The 21,791-nt window shown below is 40.8% G+C and carries 17 protein-coding genes; 8 read left to right on the top strand and 9 right to left on the bottom strand.

The window, feature by feature from the left end:
• The first annotated feature begins 9 nt into the window (after positions 1–9).
• The gene (locus I6J02_RS05285) at positions 10–507 is read left to right on the top strand and encodes a hypothetical protein (protein WP_201680759.1); all 498 of its coding nucleotides are present in this window, start codon (positions 10–12) and stop codon (positions 505–507) included.
• 151 nt (positions 508–658) lie between these two features.
• Here the strand turns inward: I6J02_RS05285 and I6J02_RS05280 are convergent, their stop codons facing one another.
• From I6J02_RS05280 to I6J02_RS05270, 3 genes are all read right to left on the bottom strand, one after another.
• Positions 659–1,075 (bottom strand): OsmC family protein, encoded by a 417-nt coding sequence (locus I6J02_RS05280; protein WP_201680758.1) that lies wholly within the window; start codon positions 1,073–1,075, stop codon positions 659–661.
• A 97-nt stretch (positions 1,076–1,172) separates the two neighbouring features.
• Entirely contained in the window at positions 1,173–2,489 is a 1,317-nt protein-coding gene (locus I6J02_RS05275; RefSeq protein WP_201680757.1) for a G-D-S-L family lipolytic protein, read from the bottom strand.
• A gap of 28 nt (positions 2,490–2,517) precedes the next feature.
• Positions 2,518–3,741 (bottom strand): OmpP1/FadL family transporter, encoded by a 1,224-nt coding sequence (locus tag I6J02_RS05270; protein WP_201680756.1) that lies wholly within the window; start codon positions 3,739–3,741, stop codon positions 2,518–2,520.
• 163 nt (positions 3,742–3,904) lie between these two features.
• On the opposite strand from I6J02_RS05270, the gene tpx reads away from it, so the two are divergent.
• Positions 3,905–4,405 carry a thiol peroxidase gene (gene tpx, locus I6J02_RS05265; RefSeq protein ID WP_201680755.1) on the top strand — a complete coding sequence of 167 codons (501 nt, stop codon included), beginning with the start codon at positions 3,905–3,907 and terminating at the stop codon, positions 4,403–4,405.
• A gap of 49 nt (positions 4,406–4,454) precedes the next feature.
• Here the strand turns inward: tpx and I6J02_RS05260 are convergent, their stop codons facing one another.
• On the bottom strand, positions 4,455–5,627 hold the full coding sequence (locus I6J02_RS05260) for a trans-sulfuration enzyme family protein (protein WP_201680754.1): 1,173 nt from the start codon (positions 5,625–5,627) through the stop codon (positions 4,455–4,457).
• 213 nt (positions 5,628–5,840) lie between these two features.
• Between I6J02_RS05260 and I6J02_RS05255 the strand changes: the two genes are divergently transcribed.
• Positions 5,841–6,674, top strand: coding sequence for a siderophore-interacting protein (locus tag I6J02_RS05255; protein WP_201680753.1), 834 nt, complete (start codon positions 5,841–5,843; stop codon positions 6,672–6,674).
• Positions 6,675–6,764: 90 nt separating this feature from the next.
• Here the strand turns inward: I6J02_RS05255 and I6J02_RS05250 are convergent, their stop codons facing one another.
• Positions 6,765–8,261 (bottom strand): catalase, encoded by a 1,497-nt coding sequence (locus I6J02_RS05250; protein WP_201680752.1) that lies wholly within the window; start codon positions 8,259–8,261, stop codon positions 6,765–6,767.
• Between the two features lie 192 nt (positions 8,262–8,453).
• On the opposite strand from I6J02_RS05250, the gene I6J02_RS05245 reads away from it, so the two are divergent.
• The 5 genes from I6J02_RS05245 to I6J02_RS05225 all read left to right on the top strand — a co-directional run bounded on the left by I6J02_RS05245 (position 8,454) and on the right by I6J02_RS05225 (position 16,877).
• A complete protein-coding gene (locus tag I6J02_RS05245) occupies positions 8,454–10,334 on the top strand; it encodes an alpha-L-fucosidase (RefSeq protein ID WP_201680751.1) in 1,881 nt (626 codons plus the stop codon).
• Positions 10,335–10,427: 93 nt separating this feature from the next.
• Positions 10,428–12,758, top strand: a complete 2,331-nt coding sequence (locus tag I6J02_RS05240; protein WP_236582303.1) for a glycosyl hydrolase family 95 catalytic domain-containing protein — start codon at positions 10,428–10,430, stop codon at positions 12,756–12,758.
• A 175-nt stretch (positions 12,759–12,933) separates the two neighbouring features.
• Complete coding sequence (locus tag I6J02_RS05235; protein ID WP_201680749.1) at positions 12,934–14,184, top strand: DUF4369 domain-containing protein; 1,251 nt, start codon at positions 12,934–12,936, stop codon at positions 14,182–14,184.
• Between the two features lie 82 nt (positions 14,185–14,266).
• Complete coding sequence (locus I6J02_RS05230; protein WP_201680748.1) at positions 14,267–15,145, top strand: helix-turn-helix domain-containing protein; 879 nt, start codon at positions 14,267–14,269, stop codon at positions 15,143–15,145.
• A 13-nt stretch (positions 15,146–15,158) separates the two neighbouring features.
• Entirely contained in the window at positions 15,159–16,877 is a 1,719-nt protein-coding gene (locus tag I6J02_RS05225; RefSeq protein ID WP_201680747.1) for a M64 family metallopeptidase, read from the top strand.
• Positions 16,878–17,247: 370 nt separating this feature from the next.
• Here the strand turns inward: I6J02_RS05225 and I6J02_RS05220 are convergent, their stop codons facing one another.
• The 4 genes from I6J02_RS05220 to I6J02_RS05205 all read right to left on the bottom strand — a co-directional run bounded on the left by I6J02_RS05220 (position 17,248) and on the right by I6J02_RS05205 (position 21,764).
• A complete protein-coding gene (locus I6J02_RS05220) occupies positions 17,248–18,717 on the bottom strand; it encodes a glycine--tRNA ligase (protein ID WP_201680746.1) in 1,470 nt (489 codons plus the stop codon).
• A gap of 109 nt (positions 18,718–18,826) precedes the next feature.
• A complete protein-coding gene (bcp, locus tag I6J02_RS05215; protein WP_201680745.1) occupies positions 18,827–19,288 on the bottom strand; it encodes a thioredoxin-dependent thiol peroxidase in 462 nt (153 codons plus the stop codon).
• Positions 19,289–19,425: 137 nt separating this feature from the next.
• A complete protein-coding gene (locus I6J02_RS05210) occupies positions 19,426–21,147 on the bottom strand; it encodes a M23 family metallopeptidase (protein ID WP_201680744.1) in 1,722 nt (573 codons plus the stop codon).
• A 5-nt stretch (positions 21,148–21,152) separates the two neighbouring features.
• Positions 21,153–21,764: a fumarylacetoacetate hydrolase family protein gene (locus I6J02_RS05205; RefSeq protein ID WP_201680743.1), complete on the bottom strand. Its 612-nt coding sequence runs from the start codon at positions 21,762–21,764 to the stop codon at positions 21,153–21,155.
• Between the last annotated feature and the right edge of the window lie 27 nt (positions 21,765–21,791).

The raw sequence follows: 21,791 nt of genomic DNA, 5'->3' as shown, positions 1-21,791 counted from the left end.
AATTACATCATGAAGAGATTCTTACTCATCCTAAGTCTGTTCGCTGTCTTTTTATTAAGCTGTAGTAAAAAGGACGATTCGGAAATCCGAAAAACGATAACGGATTTCTTTAGCAACAAGGTTCATTACGGATCTGTTGACCGTCAATTGATTAGTTCTGATCTGGCCTCTTTGATCGACAAAGCAATAGCCCGAGAAGATGAAGATGCGGAGAAAGTTGCCAAAAGTGATCATCCCAGTGATAAGCCATTGATGATAGAAGGGGATATTTTTACAAGTTTATATGAAGGACAGGATACGTTTCAGATTGATACAATAAAGATCAAAGGAGACAGTGCTTTTGTTGCAGTGCAGTTCGCGAATAGCGGCTATAAAGAAAGCTGGAAAGATGAGGTCGTACTGATTAAGAAGGAGTCCTGGAAAATTGATAATGTTTATTTTGGAACCGATAAAACCTTAAAAAGTACAAAAGATGTATTGAGAGAATTAATCAATATGCCTGATTAACCTAATCCCCAACAGATTTTGTGAGAGGTATTTGGCAATGCTATTTTCTATCCTTTTTAAGGAGAGATCCCGATTGTATCGGGAGAGAGGTTAAAGAACTATCGTTTCTTCACTGTCTCCCAATAGCTTTCTTGAAAACTGTAGATCGGCCTTAATTGATCTTAATGCTATAGGTGATATTAACACCTCCGGCGGCCAGCATATCATGTACTGAACAGTATTTTTTGACAGCCAGTTCAGCTGCTTTTTGCGCTTTTACTTCATCAATATTACCTTTCACCGTAAAGCTGATATGAATATCTGTAAAAATGTTAGGGATCTGCTCACGACGTTTTCCTTCCACATCAACATGTATGTCTTCGATTTCCTGACGTTGTTTATTCAGAATGCTTACCAGATCAAATACACTGCAGGATCCTAAGGCCATTAATACCAATTCCATTGGCCTTACGCCCTTGCCTTCACCACCGATTTCTTTAGATCCGTCAATGTGAACTTTTACATCTGAGAGTTCACTGTTTGCTTCAAAGTGAACAGCTTTATTTACCCGATTTAATGATACTTTCATCTTTCTTTTCCTTAGACACAAATTTAGCTAAACTTTATGGATATAAAAAAGGCCGTCCCGAATTTCGGGACGGCCTTGTGAAGATTCGTTTTAAGATCTATTGTACCGGAAGTTTCACTCCTCTGTATTGTGATACATCTACTTTTGAGACAGATGATCCATATTTGCTGTTGATAGCATCGATAAATACATTGGCTACGATTGCATTTCCGATAGGAGTCAGGTGTATCCCATCCAGTGAAAATGCATTTCCTGTGATAAACTTATTGCTTACAGCCAGTCCGTTGATGCGGATGCCATTTTTTACAGAAGTTAAAAAGGCATTTACATCTGCCACAGCCAGACCTTTTGCTGTTGCGATAGACTTGATAGCTGCATTAAACTCATTGATACGGGTTACCACCTGAGCTGCTTCTGCTTCATCAAGTACAAAATTGTCTGCTACAGGATTTGCCGGATGCAGACCATATGGAATATTAGCGCCATTTGGCTTGCCTAATAATCCCGCAGAAGAGAAAGGAAGAACAAAGTAATCCTTATCTGTAGCTGCTCTCGGAGTTGTTTTGGTTGCGATATAGATATCCTTAATTTCAGGTGCATTGGGATTTGCCGCTTTAGCTGCTGCATTCGCTGCCGCTAAAAGAGCCGTTCTGGTAACTGTTGTAAAGAAAGGTACAGCCGTTACATCCGGGATAGTAGCTACGACACCCTGAGAGCCTTTAGCCGTTAATCCATTTATAAAATTCTGGTATGCACCAGTGAACGTCGCCAGATCTGTCAGTTTTGTTGTTGGGTCAAGCGGATTATATACTGCACCGTTTGTTGCATATCCAAGCGCATCGTTATTTCCCAGCCAGAAGCTGAAGAATGTATGATCATGCTCTGTCGCATAGGTAAAGTATGTTTTTTTGCCAACCTGATCATCTGGTAACAAGCGCTCGAAATACATGTTCAGAGAACTAAATTGGGGTACGAAAGCAAGATCCAGACGCATACCCGGTACACCAAGATTCTGAATAGGATCTGTATACTTGGTTAGCAACTTAGGGCTTGCAGAACGATAAGCCAGATTTTCTGTGATCTGTTTCATCACAGGCTGACCGTTTACAAGCGATTCTAATTGAATATAACCGGATCCGTTGGCTTGTGCTTCACTGAATAATGGTGTGGTAAATTCCCCTCCGCCAACTTGTTTAAATTGTTGAGCCATCAGATTGGTAAATGCCACTTGCTGGCCTTCCCGGTATAATCCGCCATCCGCAAAACCTGATGTCAGTGAATTACCAACGGCAATATATTTACTAAAGTTTGCTGTGCCACCTGCGGCAGGTGTAAAGTCTTTGATTTCCGGTTTACAGGAAGCTACTCCCAGAACCAATAATGCTAACCCTACATATAGTTTATTTCTTTTCATGACGTATTCTTTTTAGCGTTTGAAAAAATTACCATTTATAGCTTACGGAAACTCCGGGAGCGAAAATGTTGGTTTTATAGGTTCCGGATAAATGACTCTCCACATTATTTGCTTCTCTAGGCATAATACGTTGATAAGCAAAAGAACCTGTTACATCAAATTTCCTGGAGGGATGGAATGTGAATCCTCCTGAGATCAGGTAACGGGTGTTGTCTGGTGTTTCCGGATATACATAATTTGCCTGTACAGGGGTTGCCATATAACCACCACCTACACGTAACTGCAATTTTTCAGATGCCAGGTACTCCAGTCCTGCTTTGACAGAACCTGCATTCACATAATTTTTGGCTGAACGGGTGTCCTGCAGAGCTGCAGTATTCTCTTTATAATCGAAATTAAGCTCTTTGTATATAGAATAACCAATTAAAGTACCATCTACAGCCACTTTTACTTTTTCAGACAACGGGAATGCTATGCCCAGTGCAAAAGTAGAAGGAAGAGGTAGTTCAGAGGTAAAAGTATTGCCTTCAGGGAATGAACTTCTTACAGATTCAGGTACATCAAACAGGGCATCTCCGTCTTTTAACTTGGTAACGACTTTAGAACGGTAACTCAGAGAGATCGCAAAATCATCTTCAAGATTGTAATGCACACCCACGTTATACCCGGTACCCGAGCCCGTTCCTTTCAGTGTGGCTAACCCCGCTCTTCCGTCTGGAAAAAATACAGGAACAGAGTTTTCTAAATCCACACTTCCGATGTTGTATACAAATCCACCACCAATACTGAAATTATCTGTCAGTTTAAAACTTAAAGTAGGCTGTATGTAGATGGCTCTTAACGAAAGGCTGACCAGACTGAATCTTCCTGCCCACTCTGTACCCCAATCTACTCCACCTCCGTAAGGTGTATAGACGCCAATACCGGCTTTCCACCATGAGTTTTTAGGGCCGAATGCTGCAAAAAGCGAAAAAGGAGGTGATATCTGAGACTTGGTGTGATTGACAACCGAACTCCCTGACTCGCGGAAAGCAGACTTATACATGACCGCATTTCCAGCCACCATTACTGCATTATGATCCATTTTAGCCAATGCTCCAGGACTGTAAAAGATGGAGGCTTCATCAATAAAATAAGCCGAACCAGCTCCACCCATACCGACAGATTTTGGACTTTGTAGGTTTACCTGAGATCCCTGTGCCCATAGTAAGGAAGGGGAAGCACAGAGCAAAGCGAATAATAATTTCTTCATACCTGTATAATTTGGTTAGTACTTTTCCTTGCATAGTAAAAATACAATGCTAACATAATAAATTTTTGGCGAAAAATAATAAATCTTGTGTAATATTTTTATTGGTCGTATCTTTAGTAATCTAAACTAAAGCGTATCAAATAATATACTAAGACAATAATTTATGGCTACAATTACATTCAAAGGAAGTGATGTGCATACACAAGGTGACCTTCCTAAAGTGGGTTCGCAAGCTCCTGATTTTAAATTGACTGCAGGAGATCTTTCTGATAAGTCACTTGCTGATTTTAAAGGAAAAAGAGTCGTGTTAAATATCTTTCCAAGCATTGACACCGGTACCTGTGCTGCTTCAGTCCGTGCTTTTAATAAAGCGGCAGCAGATCTGGATAATACGACCGTACTGTGTATCTCCAAAGATTTACCTTTTGCACAGGGACGTTTCTGCGCTGCAGAAGGAATCAGTAATGTCCTGACTCTTTCTGAATACAAAGATTCTTCGTTTTCTGATGCTTACCAGTTGAGACTGACAGACGGACCTTTAGCAGGATTATTGAGTCGCGTGGTCATTGTACTGGATGAACAAGGAAAGGTTGTTTATGAAGAGCAGGTTTCCGAAATTGTAAATGAACCTGATTATGATGCTGCTTTAGCAACATTAAAATAAGCAGATCCGATAATATTAAGAAAGGCCGCATTTGCGGCCTTTCTTAATATTATTTGGTTTTATCCAATGCTTGCAGGATATCTCCGATGATGTCCTCTTTATCTTCAAGACCTACTGAGAGGCGTATGCTTCCCGGCCGGATTCCCAGATTCAATCTTTCTTCTTCCGTTAGTTTGGAATGCGTCGTTGATGCCGGATGTGTAGCTATAGAGCGTGAATCTCCAAGATTGGAAGTGTACAAAATCATTTCCAGTTGATCTACGAAAGCTTTTGCTCTTTCGAAACCACCTTTAACGACAAATGTCACAATACCACCCCCGGCTTTCATCTGCTTCTTCGCCAGTTCATATTGAGGATGAGAAGGAAGAAAAGGGTATTTTACATCCTCTATTTCTGCATGATGCTCCAGTGCTTCTGCCAATGCCAGCGCATTGCTGCTATGTCTGTCCATGCGCAAGCCAAGGGTGTCGAGGCTCTTGGAAATGACCCATGCATTAAACGGAGATAGTGCAGGACCGGTATGGCGGATAAAGAACATCAGTTTATCAATCAGTTCCTGCTTTCCTACCACAATTCCTCCAAGAACACGCCCCTGGCCGTCCATATATTTGGTTGCAGAGTGGATGACCAGATCAAAACCATATAAAATAGGTTTTTGAAGATAAGGCGTTGCAAAACAGTTATCTATAGACAGGATGATATTCGGATATTTTTCTTTGAATTTACCCAGCCATTCCAGATCGACTAGTTCCAGTCCGGGATTAGAAGGAGATTCCAGAAAGATGATTTTTGTATTAGGTTGTATTGCTTTTTCCCATTCTTCCGGATTAGCGGCATCGACATAGGTCGTTGTTACTCCCCATTTTGGAAATAACTGGGTAAATAATTGATGTGTAGAACCGAATATCGCACGGGACGAAACAATATGATCTCCGCTTTCTATAATGCCTGCAAAGGAAGCAAAAACAGCAGCCATTCCGGAAGAAAAAGCCAGACCTGCTTCAGCCTGCTCCATAATGCACACTTTATTGATCAGTTCGGTCGTATTAGGGTTAGCATATCTGGAATACACCATTCCTTGCTCTTCTTCTGCAAAGATAGCCCTGCCCTGCTCTGCACTATCAAAAATGAAACTTGAGGTTAAGTATAAAGGAACCGAATGTTCACGTTGCGCTGAACGGTCGGCTTGTTCGCGTATGATTTTAGATTGATCTTTATTCATGATGGATCAAATGTACATAATTGTTTTTTTTATATTCTACTTGAATGGTAGATTTATTATTTTTTTAGCATCCTAAGACATTACTCCTGATGCTGAGGAGATTGGTTCACATAACACTCGTTTGTAAAAAGATAATAACTGATCTAAAATAAAAATAACCTTATTTAGAATAATTATAAATAATGTGTTAATTTTGATTAAAACAATACATTTATGGCAGCTAAGACAAAAAGTAGATCAGGTCAGTTTGAAGCCAGAGTAGTTGAAAAAATCTATTTGACTCCACACCTGATCCGCATTATTTTGACATCAGAAGACGTTCCTTTATATGCAGATGCGACGATAGGCGTTAATAACAAGATCTTAATTCCTCCGGCCGGAGTAGATGAAATCCATTTTCCGACATTTGATTTTGAGGCTGGAAAGTGGCTATACCCTGCTCCTGAAGTAGCCCCGGTTGTACGGACGTATACCCACCGGGCAATTGATGTGGAAAAGAAACAACTTATGATTGATTTTGTAGCACACGGAGAGGCGGGGCCTGCATCCAGATGGGCCATTCATGCTAAGGAAGGGGATTTGCTGGGTATTATGATGCATATGGATCCCTCTGTTCTTTATGCAGAGGCAGACTGGTATTTTCTGATCGGAGACGCAACAGCTATTCCGGTTATATCTGCTATTCTGGAAGACCTTCCAGCCAGTGCACATGCGGAAGTACTTCTGGAAGTCCATGGCAAAGAAGATGAAATCGAACCGGAAATTAATGCTTCATACCATATCCACTGGCTACACAATATAAATCCGGAAAATAGCAGTGAGCTGGCTTCCTTTGCCAAGGATATTGAAATACCGGAGCATGTCCGCAAATTCGCTTATGTTGCGACGGAATACCGTACTGTAAAAGAGTTGCGCAATTATTTCAGAAAAGAATTGGAATGGACCAAAGATGAACTGTATGCGTATTCCTATTGGAAAGCCGGACAGACAGAAGACGGGTCTGCTGCAGACAGACATGAAGAAAGTTATGGTAAGCCATCCGGTTAATATAAAACAGGAAATCTGATTTAAAGATAAGGCCCGGATTTCAAAGAAACCGGGCCTTATCCATTGTCTTAAATGCAGATTTGATGTCTGCTATTTTTGTGGCATATGCTTACTTAATTCGGCCATATCCAAACCCAATCCTTGTGCGACTCCTATACCCAGGTTGATATCTGCTCTGAACCAATGACACAATTGGCGGTTGATGATTTCCATCTTTTTAGGTCCGTCAATACCTGACATTGCGCCAACAATATTATTGATCAGATGCTGTTTCTGCTCGGCATCTAATAGTCTGTAGAGATCTCCAGGTTGCGTGTAATGATCGTCTTCTCCGGGAGCATTACGATCATAATAATCACCTATAGTGCTGTCCAACTGTATGGCAGGCTCTTTGTAGCTCTGATCTTCATAGTGACCATCAAAACTATTCGGGTAATAGTTCGGATCGGAACCGCTGTTTCCATTGACTGTCATCAGGCCATCTCTTTGATAGTTTGTGACCATAAAAGGACATCTGTTTACCGGAATTTGTTCATAATTTCCACCCAGACGATAGCGTTGAGCATCCGGGTATGACAGGATTCGTCCCTGCAGCATTTTATCCGGTGAAAAGCTGATGCCATCGACAACATGTGCCGGTGCAAAAGCAGCTTGTTCCACATGTGCAAAATAGTTGTCAGGATTTTCGTTTAATTCCATTACACCGACTTCTATAAGCGGATATTCTTTCTGTGACCATACTTTTGTCAGGTCAAAAGGATTCCATCGGAATGTTTTGGTTTGCTCTACAGTCATGACCTGTATGTATAATTTCCATTTCGGGAAATTACCGTTGTCTATAGCTTCCACAAGATCACGCTGTGCGTAGTCAGGATCTTCACGTTTCATGTCAGCAGCCTCAGCATCGGTCAGGTTCTTAATGCCTTGCTCGGTACGGAAATGATATTTTACATAAACCAATTCATTATTGGCATTGATCATCGAGAAAGTGTGGCTTCCAAAACCGTGCATATGACGGTATCCGTAAGGTGTTCCTCTGTCTGACATCAGAATAGTAACCTGATGCAAGGACTCCGGATTTAAGGACCAGAAATCCCACATCATTGTCGGCGATTTGCAGTTCGTATATGGGTCACGTTTCTGTGTGTGGATAAAGTCAGGGAATTTTTTTGCATCCTTTACAAAGAATACCGGAGTGTTGTTACCAACTAAGTCATAGTTTCCGTCTTCTGTATAGAATTTAACAGCAAATCCCCGCGGATCACGTTCAGAATCAGCAGATCCTTTTTCGCCTCCCACTGTAGAGAAGCGGATGAACAATCTGGTCTGTTTACCAATCTCATTCAAAAATTTTGCGCGTGTATATTGAGTAATATCATTGGTCACGGTAAATGTGCCATAAGCACCCGAACCTTTGGCGTGCACAATTCTTTCCGGTATGCGCTCTCTGTTAAAATGCGCCAATTTCTCATGCAGAAAGTAATCCTGCAATAAAACAGGGCCTCTTGGGCCAGCTGTCATTGTGTCTTCATAATTTACTACAGGGGCACCGGATGCAGTTGTAATTTTCTTTTTATTTTCTTCCATAACCTTTATTATTATACATTTCTCTCTTTAGTTTACCCTTCAAAAGTAGGGACATCTATTAGATATAACACATTCTAAAAAATAATGTGTTATAAATAAATTCTATATAATCAATTGAAATCCATATGTTATATTTATATATTTTTTCTCTAAAAAAACTGTATTTTACGGTTTTGTTTTACTTACTACCAGATGAAGTTTACCAACCTAATAGGGGCATTGTTGTTGCCCGCTTGTTTAATTGCACAGCAAGAACCAAAGCCATATGGCGCAGTCCCTTCGGAGAGACAATTGAAATGGCATGAAATGGAGATGTACAGTTTGATACATTTTACTCCTACTACTTTCCAGAATAAGGAATGGGGATATGGAGATGCACCGACTTCTCTGTTTAATCCCTCAGATTTCAATGCCGATCAGATTGCTCAGGCGGCAGCCAGTGCCGGATTTAAAGGGCTGATCAGCGTGGCCAAACACCATGATGGCTTCTGTCTGTGGCCCACTGCTACGACTACATATAGTATTGCGTCTACACCCTGGAAGAATGGAAAAGGAGATATGGTCAAAGAATTTATGACTGCGACACATCGTGCAGGAATGAAATTTGGCGTGTATCTGTCTGCCTGGGATCGTAATGATACCCGTTATGGTACTCCGGCTTATGCTGATGCTTATCGGGAACAACTCCGTGAACTGATGTCTAATTATGGTGAGCTGTTTACATCCTGGCATGACGGTGCCAACGGCGGGGATGGTTACTATGGTGGGAGGAATGAGAAAAGAGTAGTAGATCGTACTACCTATTATGCCTGGGAAGAAAAAACATGGCCTATTGTACGCAAACTGCAGCCAATGGCCATGATATTTAGTGATGTAGGCCCGGATATGAGATGGGTCGGCAATGAACATGGATTTGCAGCAGAAACTAGCTGGGCGACTATCACGCCTAAAAGTCTGGATGGGAAAAAACCTGTACCCGGAGTAGTAGATGACAGCAATCTGCCTACCGGAGATCGGGATGGTAAATACTGGATTCCGGCGGAATGCGATGTCCCTCAGAGACCGGGATGGTTTTATCATGCAGATCAGAATGATAAAGTCAAGACACCTAATCAGCTTTTTGAGATTTATCTGAAAAGTGTAGGACGTGGCGCAAATATGAATTTGGGTCTCGCTCCGATGCCATCCGGACAGCTTCATGAAAATGATGTACGTTCGCTGGCAGCTTTTGGTAAAAAGATAACAGAAACGTTTCGTCATAATCTGACTCAGGGAGCAAAGCTAAAGGCATCTAACGTGCGGGGAAAAGCCAAGTTGTTTAATCCAGAGAATGTACTGGACAATGACCGTTATTCTTATTGGGCAACAGAAGACAATGTGCATAATCCTACACTGGAAATCGAATTGAAAGGTGAGAAAGAGTTTAACCTGATCCGTCTGCGTGAAAATATTAAATTGGGACAGCGACTGGATAGTGTATTTATCGAAGTGTGGGCGCAGAACAAATGGACACCGCTTGCCAGAGCAACCAGTATTGGTTCGACGCGTTTAATCAAATTGGACAAGCCGGTCAAAGCGGGTAAACTCAGATTACATCTTTATGCTCCTGTTGCACCGGCGTTGAGTGATTTTGGATTGTTCAAAGAATTTGATGAACCGTTTACTTTATCAGCAACGGCTGTCAAAACTCTTTCCTCTAAGCAATATACTGTTCACCCGATTGCAGGGCTGGAAAAAGCTTTTGATGGTAATCCGCACACATTTGGCGTAACCAAAAATGCTGACAAAGGGATTGTATTTGAAGTAAATGCTGCTTTATCCGGATTGGGGTATCTTCCGAGACAGGATGCCAGTACAGAAGGGTTGCCGACTAAATATGAGATTTATGCAAGTGACGATAACAAAGACTGGAAACTGATCCAAAACGGAGAGTTTGCGAATATCAAAGCGAATCCGATTCTGCAAAAAATCTTTTTTGATAAACCTGTCAACACGAAATATCTTAAATTTATACCTAAAGAAACGTTAGGTAATACATTTTCAGCAGCAGGTTTTGAATTATATATCCCATAAGCTGTACCTATAGTACACTTACTAAAAAATATACCCTTGCCAATTGCTTTCCTTTAGCAGTTCGCAAGGGTATTTGATAACTATTATATGCTCATGAGAAAAAAAATCCTTATTCTGACCTGTACATTTTTAACTGGTCTTTCAACTGTTGTTGCACAATCAAATTCCTTAAAACTATGGTATGATAAGCCTGCAAATAGATGGGAAGAGACATTACCTTTGGGAAACGGATTGATTGGTATGATGCCTGATGGTGGAGTTCAGAAGGAAAAGATCGTACTCAATGAGATATCCATGTGGTCCGGAAGTGAAGAAGATCCCAACAATTACGCCGCGTATAAAAGTGTAGGCGAAATTCAAAAGTTGCTGTTCGAGGGTAAAAATGATGAAGCTGAACAGCTGGTTAATAAGAATTTTGTAACCAGTGGTAAAGGAAGCGGACATGGAAATGGTGCAAATGTGCCTTTTGGATGCTATCAGAATCTTGGATTTTTAAATCTGCAGTTTACGGGCGCTAACCAGCCTGCAGACTATGAAAGATCCCTTGACCTTAAAGATGCTGTAGCGCGGACTCACTTTACCATCAACGGAGTAAAATATACCCGTGAATATTTTACATCTTATGATCAGAATGTGGGTGTAGTACGGCTTACGTCAAGTAAAAAAGGAGCCTTGAATTTTTCTGCATCGCTAAGCAGAGAGGAACGGGCACAATATACTTCAAAAGGTAATGAATTTTCCATGTCAGGAGTATTGCCTGATGGAAAGGGAGGTAACGGAATTTCTTTTTCATCCAAAATCAGGATATTCCACAGAGGAGGAAAAGTGGCCGCTTCGGATACAGCACTGACTGTTTCTAAAGCCTCAGAAGTATTAATCTTCTTTGCGGCAGCAACGAGTTACTTTCATGCTGACCCTCAGCAATACGTAAATGAGCAGTTGAAACTGGCGTATGATACACCTTACCCGCAGCTCTTCAAGCAGCATCTCTCCCGATATGAATCTGTTTTTAACCGGGTAGATTTGCAACTCGAAGATGAGACGGATAAGTCTGGTATAACAACAGATAAACGTCTCCGGGCTTTTTACGATAATCCTGCACAGGATAACGGACTGGCAGCCCTGTATTATCAGTTTGGAAGATATCTTAATATTTCAAGTACTGCTCCAGAAGTAAAAGGAGCACTACCGCCTAATCTGCAGGGACTCTGGGCACACCAGATTCAGACGCCCTGGAACGGGGATTATCATCTCAATATTAATGCGCAGATGAATCACTGGGGAGTCGAAGTCAATAATCTTTCAGAGTATCATGTTCCTTTTATAGAGCTGATCAAAAAAATTGCAAAAACAGGAGAGAAAACAGCCAAAGCTTATTATAATGCTCCTGGGTGGGTGGTGTATATGATGACAAATGTATGGGGATATTCTGCTCCCGGAGAACAGGCTTCCTGGGGGGCAAGTACAGCTTCCGGGTGGTTGTGCAACCATCTGTGGGAACATTATCAGTTTACCAGAGATACCGCATATCTCAAGGAAGTATATCCCGTTATGCAGGGAGCAGCCCGTTTTTATGCGCATACAATGGTGAAAGATCCGAAGACCGGATGGCTCGTGACTTCTCCTTCTGTATCTCCCGAAAATGCTTTCCGGCTGAAAAACGGGAAAACTGCTGCAGTAGTAATGGGACCGGCTATAGATAATCAGATCGTCAGAGAATTATACAGGAATCTGATAGACGCAGATAGTATTCTTGGGCAGTATAATACTTTTACAGATACGCTGCGGACACAGATCCAGCAACTTGCACCACCTGTATTGATTAGTAAAAGTGGCAGCGTACAGGAATGGCTGGAAGATTATGAAGAAGTAGAGCCGCAACATAGACATGTTTCTCATTTGTATGGGCTGTATCCGGCCAACTTTATATCACCTCAGATCACTCCTGAGTATGTAGATGCAGCTAAGAAGACACTTACTGTAAGAGGAGATGAGGGCACAGGGTGGTCCAGAGCATGGAAGATTTTGTTCTGGGCAAGATTGCAGGATGGAAACCATTCTCTCGAGATCCTCAGACAGTTGTTGAAACCAGCTTATCGTGATGACACTGATTACCGTGCCGGTGGTGGTACATATCCCAATCTTTTCTGTGCACATCCGCCTTTTCAGATCGATGGTAATTTTGGAGGGTCGGCAGGAATTGCAGAGATGCTGATTCAGAGTCATTCCGGATTTATTCATTTATTACCGGCTTTGCCTTCTGCGTGGAAAAGCGGACAGGTGAAAGGACTCAAAGCCAGAGGGGGACATACTATAGATATGATCTGGAAAGATGGTCGGGTGCTGGAATATAAAATCACGGGAGGAACAGGATATGCACTTGTATTGGTCAATGATGTGGTGGTGCAGCATAAACTGGATTAATAAGGACGAGTAAGACTCATTTCCGCTTTGTCTGTGTCGCTTTCCGTGAAACAGAAAGGCACGACTGATGGCAGAATTCTTCATACGAATTTTGTATATTCAGTTGTCAATTTTGTTTGTCTGTTACACAAGCGGCTTTACAGCGGATTTGAGATAGTATAAATTATAGCCAAATATGAAAAAATATCTTTTCTGTATTCTTCTTTTAACGGGATTGTTATCCTGTACTTCCAATCCTAAAGATACGCCTAAAAAGGGTGGTATTATCAAATATAAAATTACAGGAAAGGTTGATTTTAATGACGGACAGCAGGTATATCTGCAGAATCATGACAATCAGTTGCAACAATTTCAGAAGACCACCATTCAAAACGGAATATTCGAGCTGGAAGGAGAATTGGCCAGTGATGGTATTTATGAGCTGATAGTCCGTGCAGATAAGGGGGAAGGAATCAAGCCCTTCAAATATGTTTTGCCTGTATTTTTAGAGAATGATTGCACGTATGATTTTGAAGTGATCCGCTATAAGGACAAAAATATCATTCAGGAAGCAACCATAAAGACAAACTCCCAGGCGTCAAATGATCTTTTAGCATTTAATAAGGCTGTGGAAGCTAAACAGGCTGAATTGAAACAGAAAATTAACAGCCTTTCAAATGAAAAAAACCAGCTAAACGAATTGTTGCTGACGCTGGGACGGGGACAAGATGAGGCGTATGGTCGTGCTGTAGATCGTATGCATGCTACGCAGGCCGAAAGCAGGGCATTAGCGGCGCTGGATCCTAAGATTGAGGCCAGTGCTTCGTTTGTAGTCAATCCGGCACATCGTGCTTCTTTAATGACACCTTATCTTTTTCGGTTTATAACAATCAGAGAGGATAATTATGCAAAATATGCCGCAGTCCTGGACAGCCTGGAACCCGTTATTGTGCAGCATCCTCTGACGCTTGCGGCCCGGGAAAAAGTAGACCGTGTAAAAGATTTCTATGAAAATATGCCGGCGTTTCCGAATATTACACCCCGTAATGTACAAGGTGATTCTTTACACCTATCCGGGTTTAATAAAGATAAAATGCTGATTGTCGCATTATGGTCCAGTAAAGACCGGTTTTCCAAAATGGATATTCCGGAATTATTGCGGAAAGAACCACAATTGAAAACACTTGGTGTACCGGTTATTTATCTTTCTGTAGAAAAACAATTTGAAGAATGGCAAAAGGGGAGTAAGACGCTGGGAATGGGACTTAATAATTATCTGCTGAATGTAACGGATAAAGATTTTATTATCAATAATTATAATGTAACCCAATTTCCCGCATATCTATGGGTGAATCCCGCGACTTTGAAAGTCGTGAATTTAAAAGGAGCTGATCCGGCTAACCCTGATTTTATGACGACACTGAAAAAGGAACTTCAAAAAATGTAAACATCTTAGCTTTACATTTTTTGCTATAAAAAATCTTATATTTGGACATAATGAACAATATTAGTTTTATTGCAGGTGAAAAATGAGAATTGTCCAGTTTACAGTTCCGGTTCCGGATCAGGGTTCTGTTTGTGTTCAGGAAGATATCCTGCCTGAATTTTATGGAAACTACCACAGGCACAAAGAAATCCAGCTGACCTATATTCTGAAAGGGAAGGGCACTTTCCTGATCGGAAATTTCTCCCATCATTTTCAGGAAGATGAAATCTTTATTGTAGATGCAGATGAGCCGCATATGTTCAAGAAAGCTGATATGGTTTCAGAGCAGGCAAATGAGAAAGGTATTCATGCGATTCATATCTTTTTTGATTACCATAATTTCACAAGCTTTCTGAATCTTTCCGAATTTGATAGTGTCAAGTCATTTCTGGAACATATACAGGGGAGTAAAAAACTAACTGCAGATTATGCTGTCCATCTGAAATCCCGATTTCTGGATATCAATGCCGCAGAAGGCACTTCCAGGCTTCTGCAATTTCTGGATCTTGTCGATTATCTGAGTAAAAAAATAGAACTGTGGACCTCACTCTATACCGGAATTCCGCAGAAAAAATATTCTGATGCAGAAGGAATACGTATCAATGATATCTTCCAATATACTTTTAAACATTTTGCAGAGAAGATCTCCCTGGAACAGATCTCGTCTATTGCACATATGACACCCCATGCTTTTTGTAAGTATTTCAAAAAGCATACACGTAAGACCTATGTAACTTTTCTAAATGAAATCCGTGTCGAGCAAGCCTGTAAGTTACTGATCAACGGACTGTCTGAGAATGTGGCCGATATCGCTTTCCGTACCGGATTTAACAATGTTGTGAATTTCAACAGAGTATTTAAGAAAGTAACCAAATTATCTCCAAGTGACTATCTGACGACTTATAAAGCCAAAGGATTATAAACAAATACGTAACATGTATATATTAAGAGCTTTCTTATTATTGGCTATCTTGTCAATTGTTAACCTCTCCTCTGCTCAGCAATACCGGATCGATACATTACAGTATCAGGGGACTGATAAACATATTGTGAATATGGTTATACTGGCCGATGGTTATACTGCAACAGAACTGGATTTTTTTGTGGAGGATGCAAAGAGGTTTAACAGCTATTTTTTCAGCACAGAACCCTTTCGTCAATATAGCAGTTACTTTAATGTATTTGCAATCCGTACGCCTTCAGAAGAATCCGGCGCTATTCACAAAGGTGTGAGCAATGATTGTCCGAAAGATGACCATGGACATGGAAATATGCCCGCTCGTTTCAATCAGTATACGCGAAATACAAATGTTCCGACTACCAATCCTAAAACGATCTTTGGAAGTAGTTTTGATAATATGGGATTGCATCGTTTGGTCATACCACATCATGAGGAAGCTATTCAAAAAGTACTGAAAGACCATATGCCAAACTACTCTCAGGTTGTGATTTTAGTGAATTCACCTTACTATGGAGGTTCCGGAGGGAAATATGCAACAGCTACAGTCAATGCTGCCAGTAATGATATTGCTGTACATGAGATAGGGCATTCTTTTGCCGTGCTGGCAGATGAATACTGGGCCGGAAATCAATATGCTATCGAAGGACCAAACCGTTCTCAGGAAGCGGATCCTACTAAGGTGAGGTGGAAAAACTGGATCGGTACAAATGGTATTGGTGTATATGCATACGGTTCTAAAGCTTCACCTTCTACCTGGTTCAGACCCCATGAATTTTGTAAAATGCAATACCTTGTAGCACCATTTTGTAATGTCTGCCAGGAGACATTTGTCGAAACGATTCATAAACTTACTAATCCTATTAAAAATACTTCTCCCAAATCTACGCACGTCCTGTCTGCAGATTCTGTCAATAAATTTTCACTCAATCTGATCAAGCCTTCTCCTAATACACTTGATGTAAAATGGATATTAAACGGAGAGCAGATAGATGTTGATAAAGAGGCAATCTACATCAATAAGGGAATGTTTCATTCCGGTATGAATGAACTCAAAGCCATTGTATATGACAATACGAAATTGGTGCGGTCAGAAGAACATGGCAAACATACTTATACTGCTGTGTGGAATATACAGGCCGAAAAGGAAACCCTACTGACAAAACCTGTGTCTACCTGGGGAGATACCCTGGAAACCTGCTTCAATGGTTATCAGGCCATCTCTGTCAAAAATCCTCAATCCGGAATTACCTATCAGTGGTATGAATTACCATCCGGTGGTGAAATTTTACGATCTACTCCGAATTTTGTTGTTCCGCGTTCAAAAGAAAGTAAAACGTATTATGTGGAGAGTGTTTGGAAGGATCAGGTATCTGCCCGTACTGCGGTGACTGTACGTATATTACCTGCAATAGATCCGCCAAAGAAAGTGGAAATTAAGAAAATAAAGGGATCTGGTAAAGTGCTGCTCCTCGTGGATGAAAAAGAGGATGAACGATATAACTATATCTGGAGTTATGAAGATGGGAAACCCTTATATGAATTTGATGAGTTAGGTGGTGAATTTGTGAGACCTACAGGTAAGAATAATACACTGACCATTAAACAGTCCCATAAACCCTTGCGGATATTTGTGCAGAAGGTAGATAAAGAAACAACCTGCGTAAGTGAACGATTACAAGTTTTGGTCAGATAACAAAAAATGGATTGTCCAAAAGGTACAGCATCATTTCAGATCTGCAATTCTCAAAGGGTTTGACTTGACTTTTTAGATACCCTCTTTTTATTATTTGACAAACGGATTCCCTCTCATTTTTAAAGAGAGGGTTAGGGAGAGATTTTGCAGTTTTGTAATTAACCTCTCTGCCCTTCAGGTATCTCTCCTTTAGAAGTAGAGAAAAGTTATAACAAGGTTACTACAATAGAAATGGGGCTGTCCAAAAAGCTTGGATAGCCCCATTTTTATGCGATTTTATATGTACCTCCCTTACAGCATCATTTTAGATATGCAATTGTCAAAGGGTTAGACTTTACTTTTTAGATACCTTGTTTTTATATCTTAAAAGCTATATTAGCTTTTTCAATAACGTATTCCAGCCTACCAGGTCACTTACGATTCTTTCCAGATCCGCAATTGCTACACGCTCCTGCTTCATGGTGTCGCGGTCACGGATAGTAACGGTATTATCTTCCAGAGACTGATGATCTACTGTGATACAGAAAGGTGTACCGATAGCATCCTGACGACGGTAACGTTTACCGATAGCATCTTTTTCATCATACTGGACATTGTAATCCAGTTTTAAAGTAGCCATGATCTCACGTGCTTTTTCCGGAAGACCATCTTTTTTGGTCAACGGTAAAATAGCTGCTTTAACCGGAGCAAGAGCAGGAGGGAATTTCAGCACTACACGAGAATCCTGTTTTTCGTCTGTAGAAAGATCTTCCTGTACCAGTGAGTTACATAATACAGTAAGGAATAAGCGGTCAAGTCCTATAGAGGTCTCGACTACATAAGGAATGTAGTTTTGATTGATCTCCGTATCAAAATATTGCATTTTCTTTTTAGAAAATTCCTGATGTTGTTTCAGGTCAAAATCTGTACGGGAATGGATACCCTCTACCTCTTTAAATCCAAACGGGAAATTAAACTCAATATCTACAGCAGCATTTGCATAATGTGCTAATTTATCGTGATCATGGTAGCGGTAGTTATCCGGATTAAAACCAAGTGCCAAATGCCACTTCAGACGTGTTTCTTTCCATTTGTTGTACCATTCCATTTCAGTTCCCGGTCTGCAGAAAAACTGCATCTCCATTTGTTCAAATTCACGCATACGCATAATAAACTGACGTGCGATCACTTCATTACGGAAGGCTTTACCAATCTGAGCGATACCGAAAGGAATCTTCATACGACCTGTTTTTTGCACATTCAGGAAGTTTACAAAGATACCCTGAGCAGTCTCAGGACGCAGATATACCTGCTCGGCACCATCGGCCATAGCTCCCATTTGAGTTGCAAACATCAGATTAAACTGACGTACTTCTGTCCAGTTTTTGGTTCCGGATACCGGACATACAATATTATGTTCTTCGATGATCGTTTTCAGTCCTGCCAGATCATCTGCATTTAATGCTTTGTTCAGATCTGCTAATAAAGCAGCTGCTTTATCTGTCTTTCCGTCAGCTTCGTAACGCGCTATTTTATCCTCGATCAACTGATCCGCGCGGTAACGCTTTTTCGAATCCTTATTGTCGATCATAGGATCATTAAATCCATCTACGTGACCGGAAGCTTTCCATGTGGTCGGGTGCATGAAAATGGCGGCATCAATACCGACAATATTTTCATTCAACTGTACCATAGATTTCCACCAGTACGTCTTAAGGTTATTCTTTAATTCAGACCCTAACTGGCCATAATCGTATACAGCGCTAAGGCCATCATATATTTCGCTTGATTGGAATACAAAACCGTATTCCTTTGCGTGTGATACTACACTTTTAAAAAAATCGTCAGTCTGTTTGCTCATAAGAGGCGAATATAAGAAATATTTGATATTTAGATAATAAGAGTTAGACTTAAGATGTGTTCTTTATGTCTGATATTAACATCCCTGCTACTCTGTTTTCTTCATTTATTTAAAGGTAAAGATCCCGAATCTGTTGGGAAGCATTTTTGTTATCTACCTTTTTGATGATGTGTTCGATATTTCCTTTTTCATCGATAACAAAGGTTGTGCGTGCTGTACCCATATATTTTTTACCATACATGTTTTTTTCTACCCATACACCATATTTCTCTACCAAACTTTTATCCTCATCTACCAACAACTGAAAGGGAAGGTCATGTTTAGCTGTAAATTTCTGGTGTGAAGATGCCGTATCAATACTGACTCCCAAAATCTCAAACCCCTCTTTTTTCAGCGATTGATAATTATCTCTGAAATTGCATGCTTCTGTTGTACAACCCGGAGTATTGTCTTTAGGGTAGAAGTATAAAATAACTTTCTTGCCCTTGAAATCTGAAAGATGAATGGTTTCCCCGTTCTGGTTTTTGGCACTGAAATCCGGTGCTTTGTTTCCTGCTTCAAGTGTTGACATATGTGAAAAATTTAAGACTTAAAAGTAAAAAATATAATGCTGATCTACGAACAAAGGAAGAAGATTATGCTCATTAATTAAAAAGAGTGAGATTCCATCTGTCTAATCTGTATCTGTTGGCATTCCTGCCGGCTGTCTTATTTCGTGAAAGTCGCTTCGTATATTTTCGTGTTATCTTTCATGTCTTTTACCTCCAGTCTGAATGTGTGCCTGCCTTTAGACAGCGAAGGTTCAAACTGATGCCATACATGACGGTTTTTAGGGTCATATTCCATCAGTACCCATTTGTCGTCAATATATGCGTTGAAGGTTTGTATACCGGACAGGTTATCCGATATGGTAAAATCGATCTTAGACTGATTTGCAAGATTTTTACCGTTTGTCAGATTTCGGGCTGTGATGACCGGAGCTACTGTGTCTACAGCAATATAATAACTGCCCATGTCCCGAAGGGAGGTAACAACCCATCCATTTTCATAACGTCCTCCTTTTGACCGGCCTCTTTCATCAACAATAATAGCCTTGCTCTGTAGTGAAGCCGGTAGAGTTGCATCCGGTTTGATACTCAATTTGTAATTGTCCAGCAGCGGCACCATATCGTTGTGGACACGCTGTAATGTAGAGTATCCCCCTCTTGGTTTTCCTCCCTGAGAGTAGTTCAGATAAAGATCATTATAGAGCACTCCCTTAGGAACAGCTATCCGAACATTATCTGCAGCATAATTGTTTTCATGACCATATTTGAATACGGCTGTCCCGGTCTGCGGTTTTCGGCTGATATTGAACGTCGGATTTTGCTGTACATTAAAACTGATCCTGCTGGTATTACCATGCACGTCCTTGACGATATAATCAACTTTATGCACATTGTTATCCTTTAGTTCGATAAAGCCCAGATTATTCAACTGCTTGTAGATCGGAGCGGTATTATTCGGGTCCTTAAAGCTTTTTTGAATTTTTGCCTGCGTCTTCATAAAATAGGGATAATCTATATATGAATTGAGCGCCCGGGAAGTTGCAAATGATAACTCCTCAAAGACCACCGTACTTACCGGAGCATCATCCAGCAAGAGCTCAATGGAATAGACGCCAAAGCTAAAGTTTGTTCCCGAATGCCTGTCAATGGTATTGATCCCCAATCCGAATTTTCCATTAACCGGTATGGGAGCACCTCCGGCTAATCCGTATGTGCCGCTTCCAATAGTTTTGATACCCTGATGTCTGCGTGGGGTGTTTTCATCAAATACATCATTTCCGATATCGTACACCGTGATTCCTCGGATCACAGGTGCTACATTATCTTCAAAGTACAATCCGAAAAGCTGCGAATTAAGCGGGTTTTGGGTTTTGGTATCTCTTATTTCAAAATGAAGATGAGGTCCGCCGGATCCGCCGGTATTTCCGGATTTGCCCAGAAGCTGTCCCTTTTTCATGACAACCTTATTACGTGGCAGCTCTATATCCACATCAAAGCTTTTCTTTTTATACTGTTCGGCTTTGACAATTTCGCTGAGCTGATCATTGAAGCTATCCATATGCAGATATACAGAAGTATACCCGTTCGGATGATCCACATATACCGAGTTACCTCCACCGCCGATCTGTACACGAACTCTCGATACATAGCCTTCAGCGGCACTATAGATCGGGATTCCGATTCGCTGTTGTGTTCTGTAATCGTTTCCGGCATGAAAATGTGTGCCTCTCAGTTCTCCGAATCCTCCGGAAGCCTGTGGCGTAATATCCATTGGTTGTCTGAAATAATTTTGCGGATATGTTCGGGATTTAATGATATTTTGGGCTGATACAGACGCTGTTGTCAATGCCAATATCCCCATATATATACTTAGTTTCTTCATTTAAATTATTTAATCAGGCAGGTAAACACGTTTTTTTCTTCTATAAATCCTTCGAGCCGATCTCCTATAGCGACTGGGCCGACTCCTGCGGGTGTTCCTGTGTAGATAAAATCTCCTTTACGTAAAGTAATGTACTGTGAAATAAAGACAATCAGCTGATCGTATGAAAAGATCATATCTTTTGTATTTCCGGATTGCATTGTTTCTTTGTTCTTCTGAAGACTAAAGCTGAGTTGGGCAGGATCCGCAAATGTCTCTTTAGGTATAAAAGAACTGATCACTGCCGAACCGTCAAATGATTTGGCCAGTTCCCAGGGCAATCCTTTCTCTTTATGTTGCTGTTGAATATCCCGTGCGGTAAAGTCAATACCAAGACCAATCGCATCATAATACGTATGTGCAAATTTTTGTGATACATGTTTGCCTTCTTTACAGACACGAAGTACAACCTCTACTTCATAATGGATATCTTTAGAAAACTCGGGATAATAAAAATCTTTGTTGTCTTTTAACAGGGCTGTATCCGGTTTCATAAAGATAACAGGAGTCTTCGGTACAGGATTATTAAGTTCTTTGGCATGGTCAATATAATTACGACCTACGGCTATTATCTTCATATTAATTGAGGTATACTGCTAAAGTGT

The sequence above is a fragment of the Sphingobacterium spiritivorum genome (assembly GCF_016725325.1).
In the GTDB taxonomy this organism is placed as follows: Bacteria; Bacteroidota; Bacteroidia; order Sphingobacteriales; family Sphingobacteriaceae; genus Sphingobacterium.
Note: the sequence above shows the minus strand (reverse complement) of the source record. Positions and strands in the feature narration are given on the sequence as shown.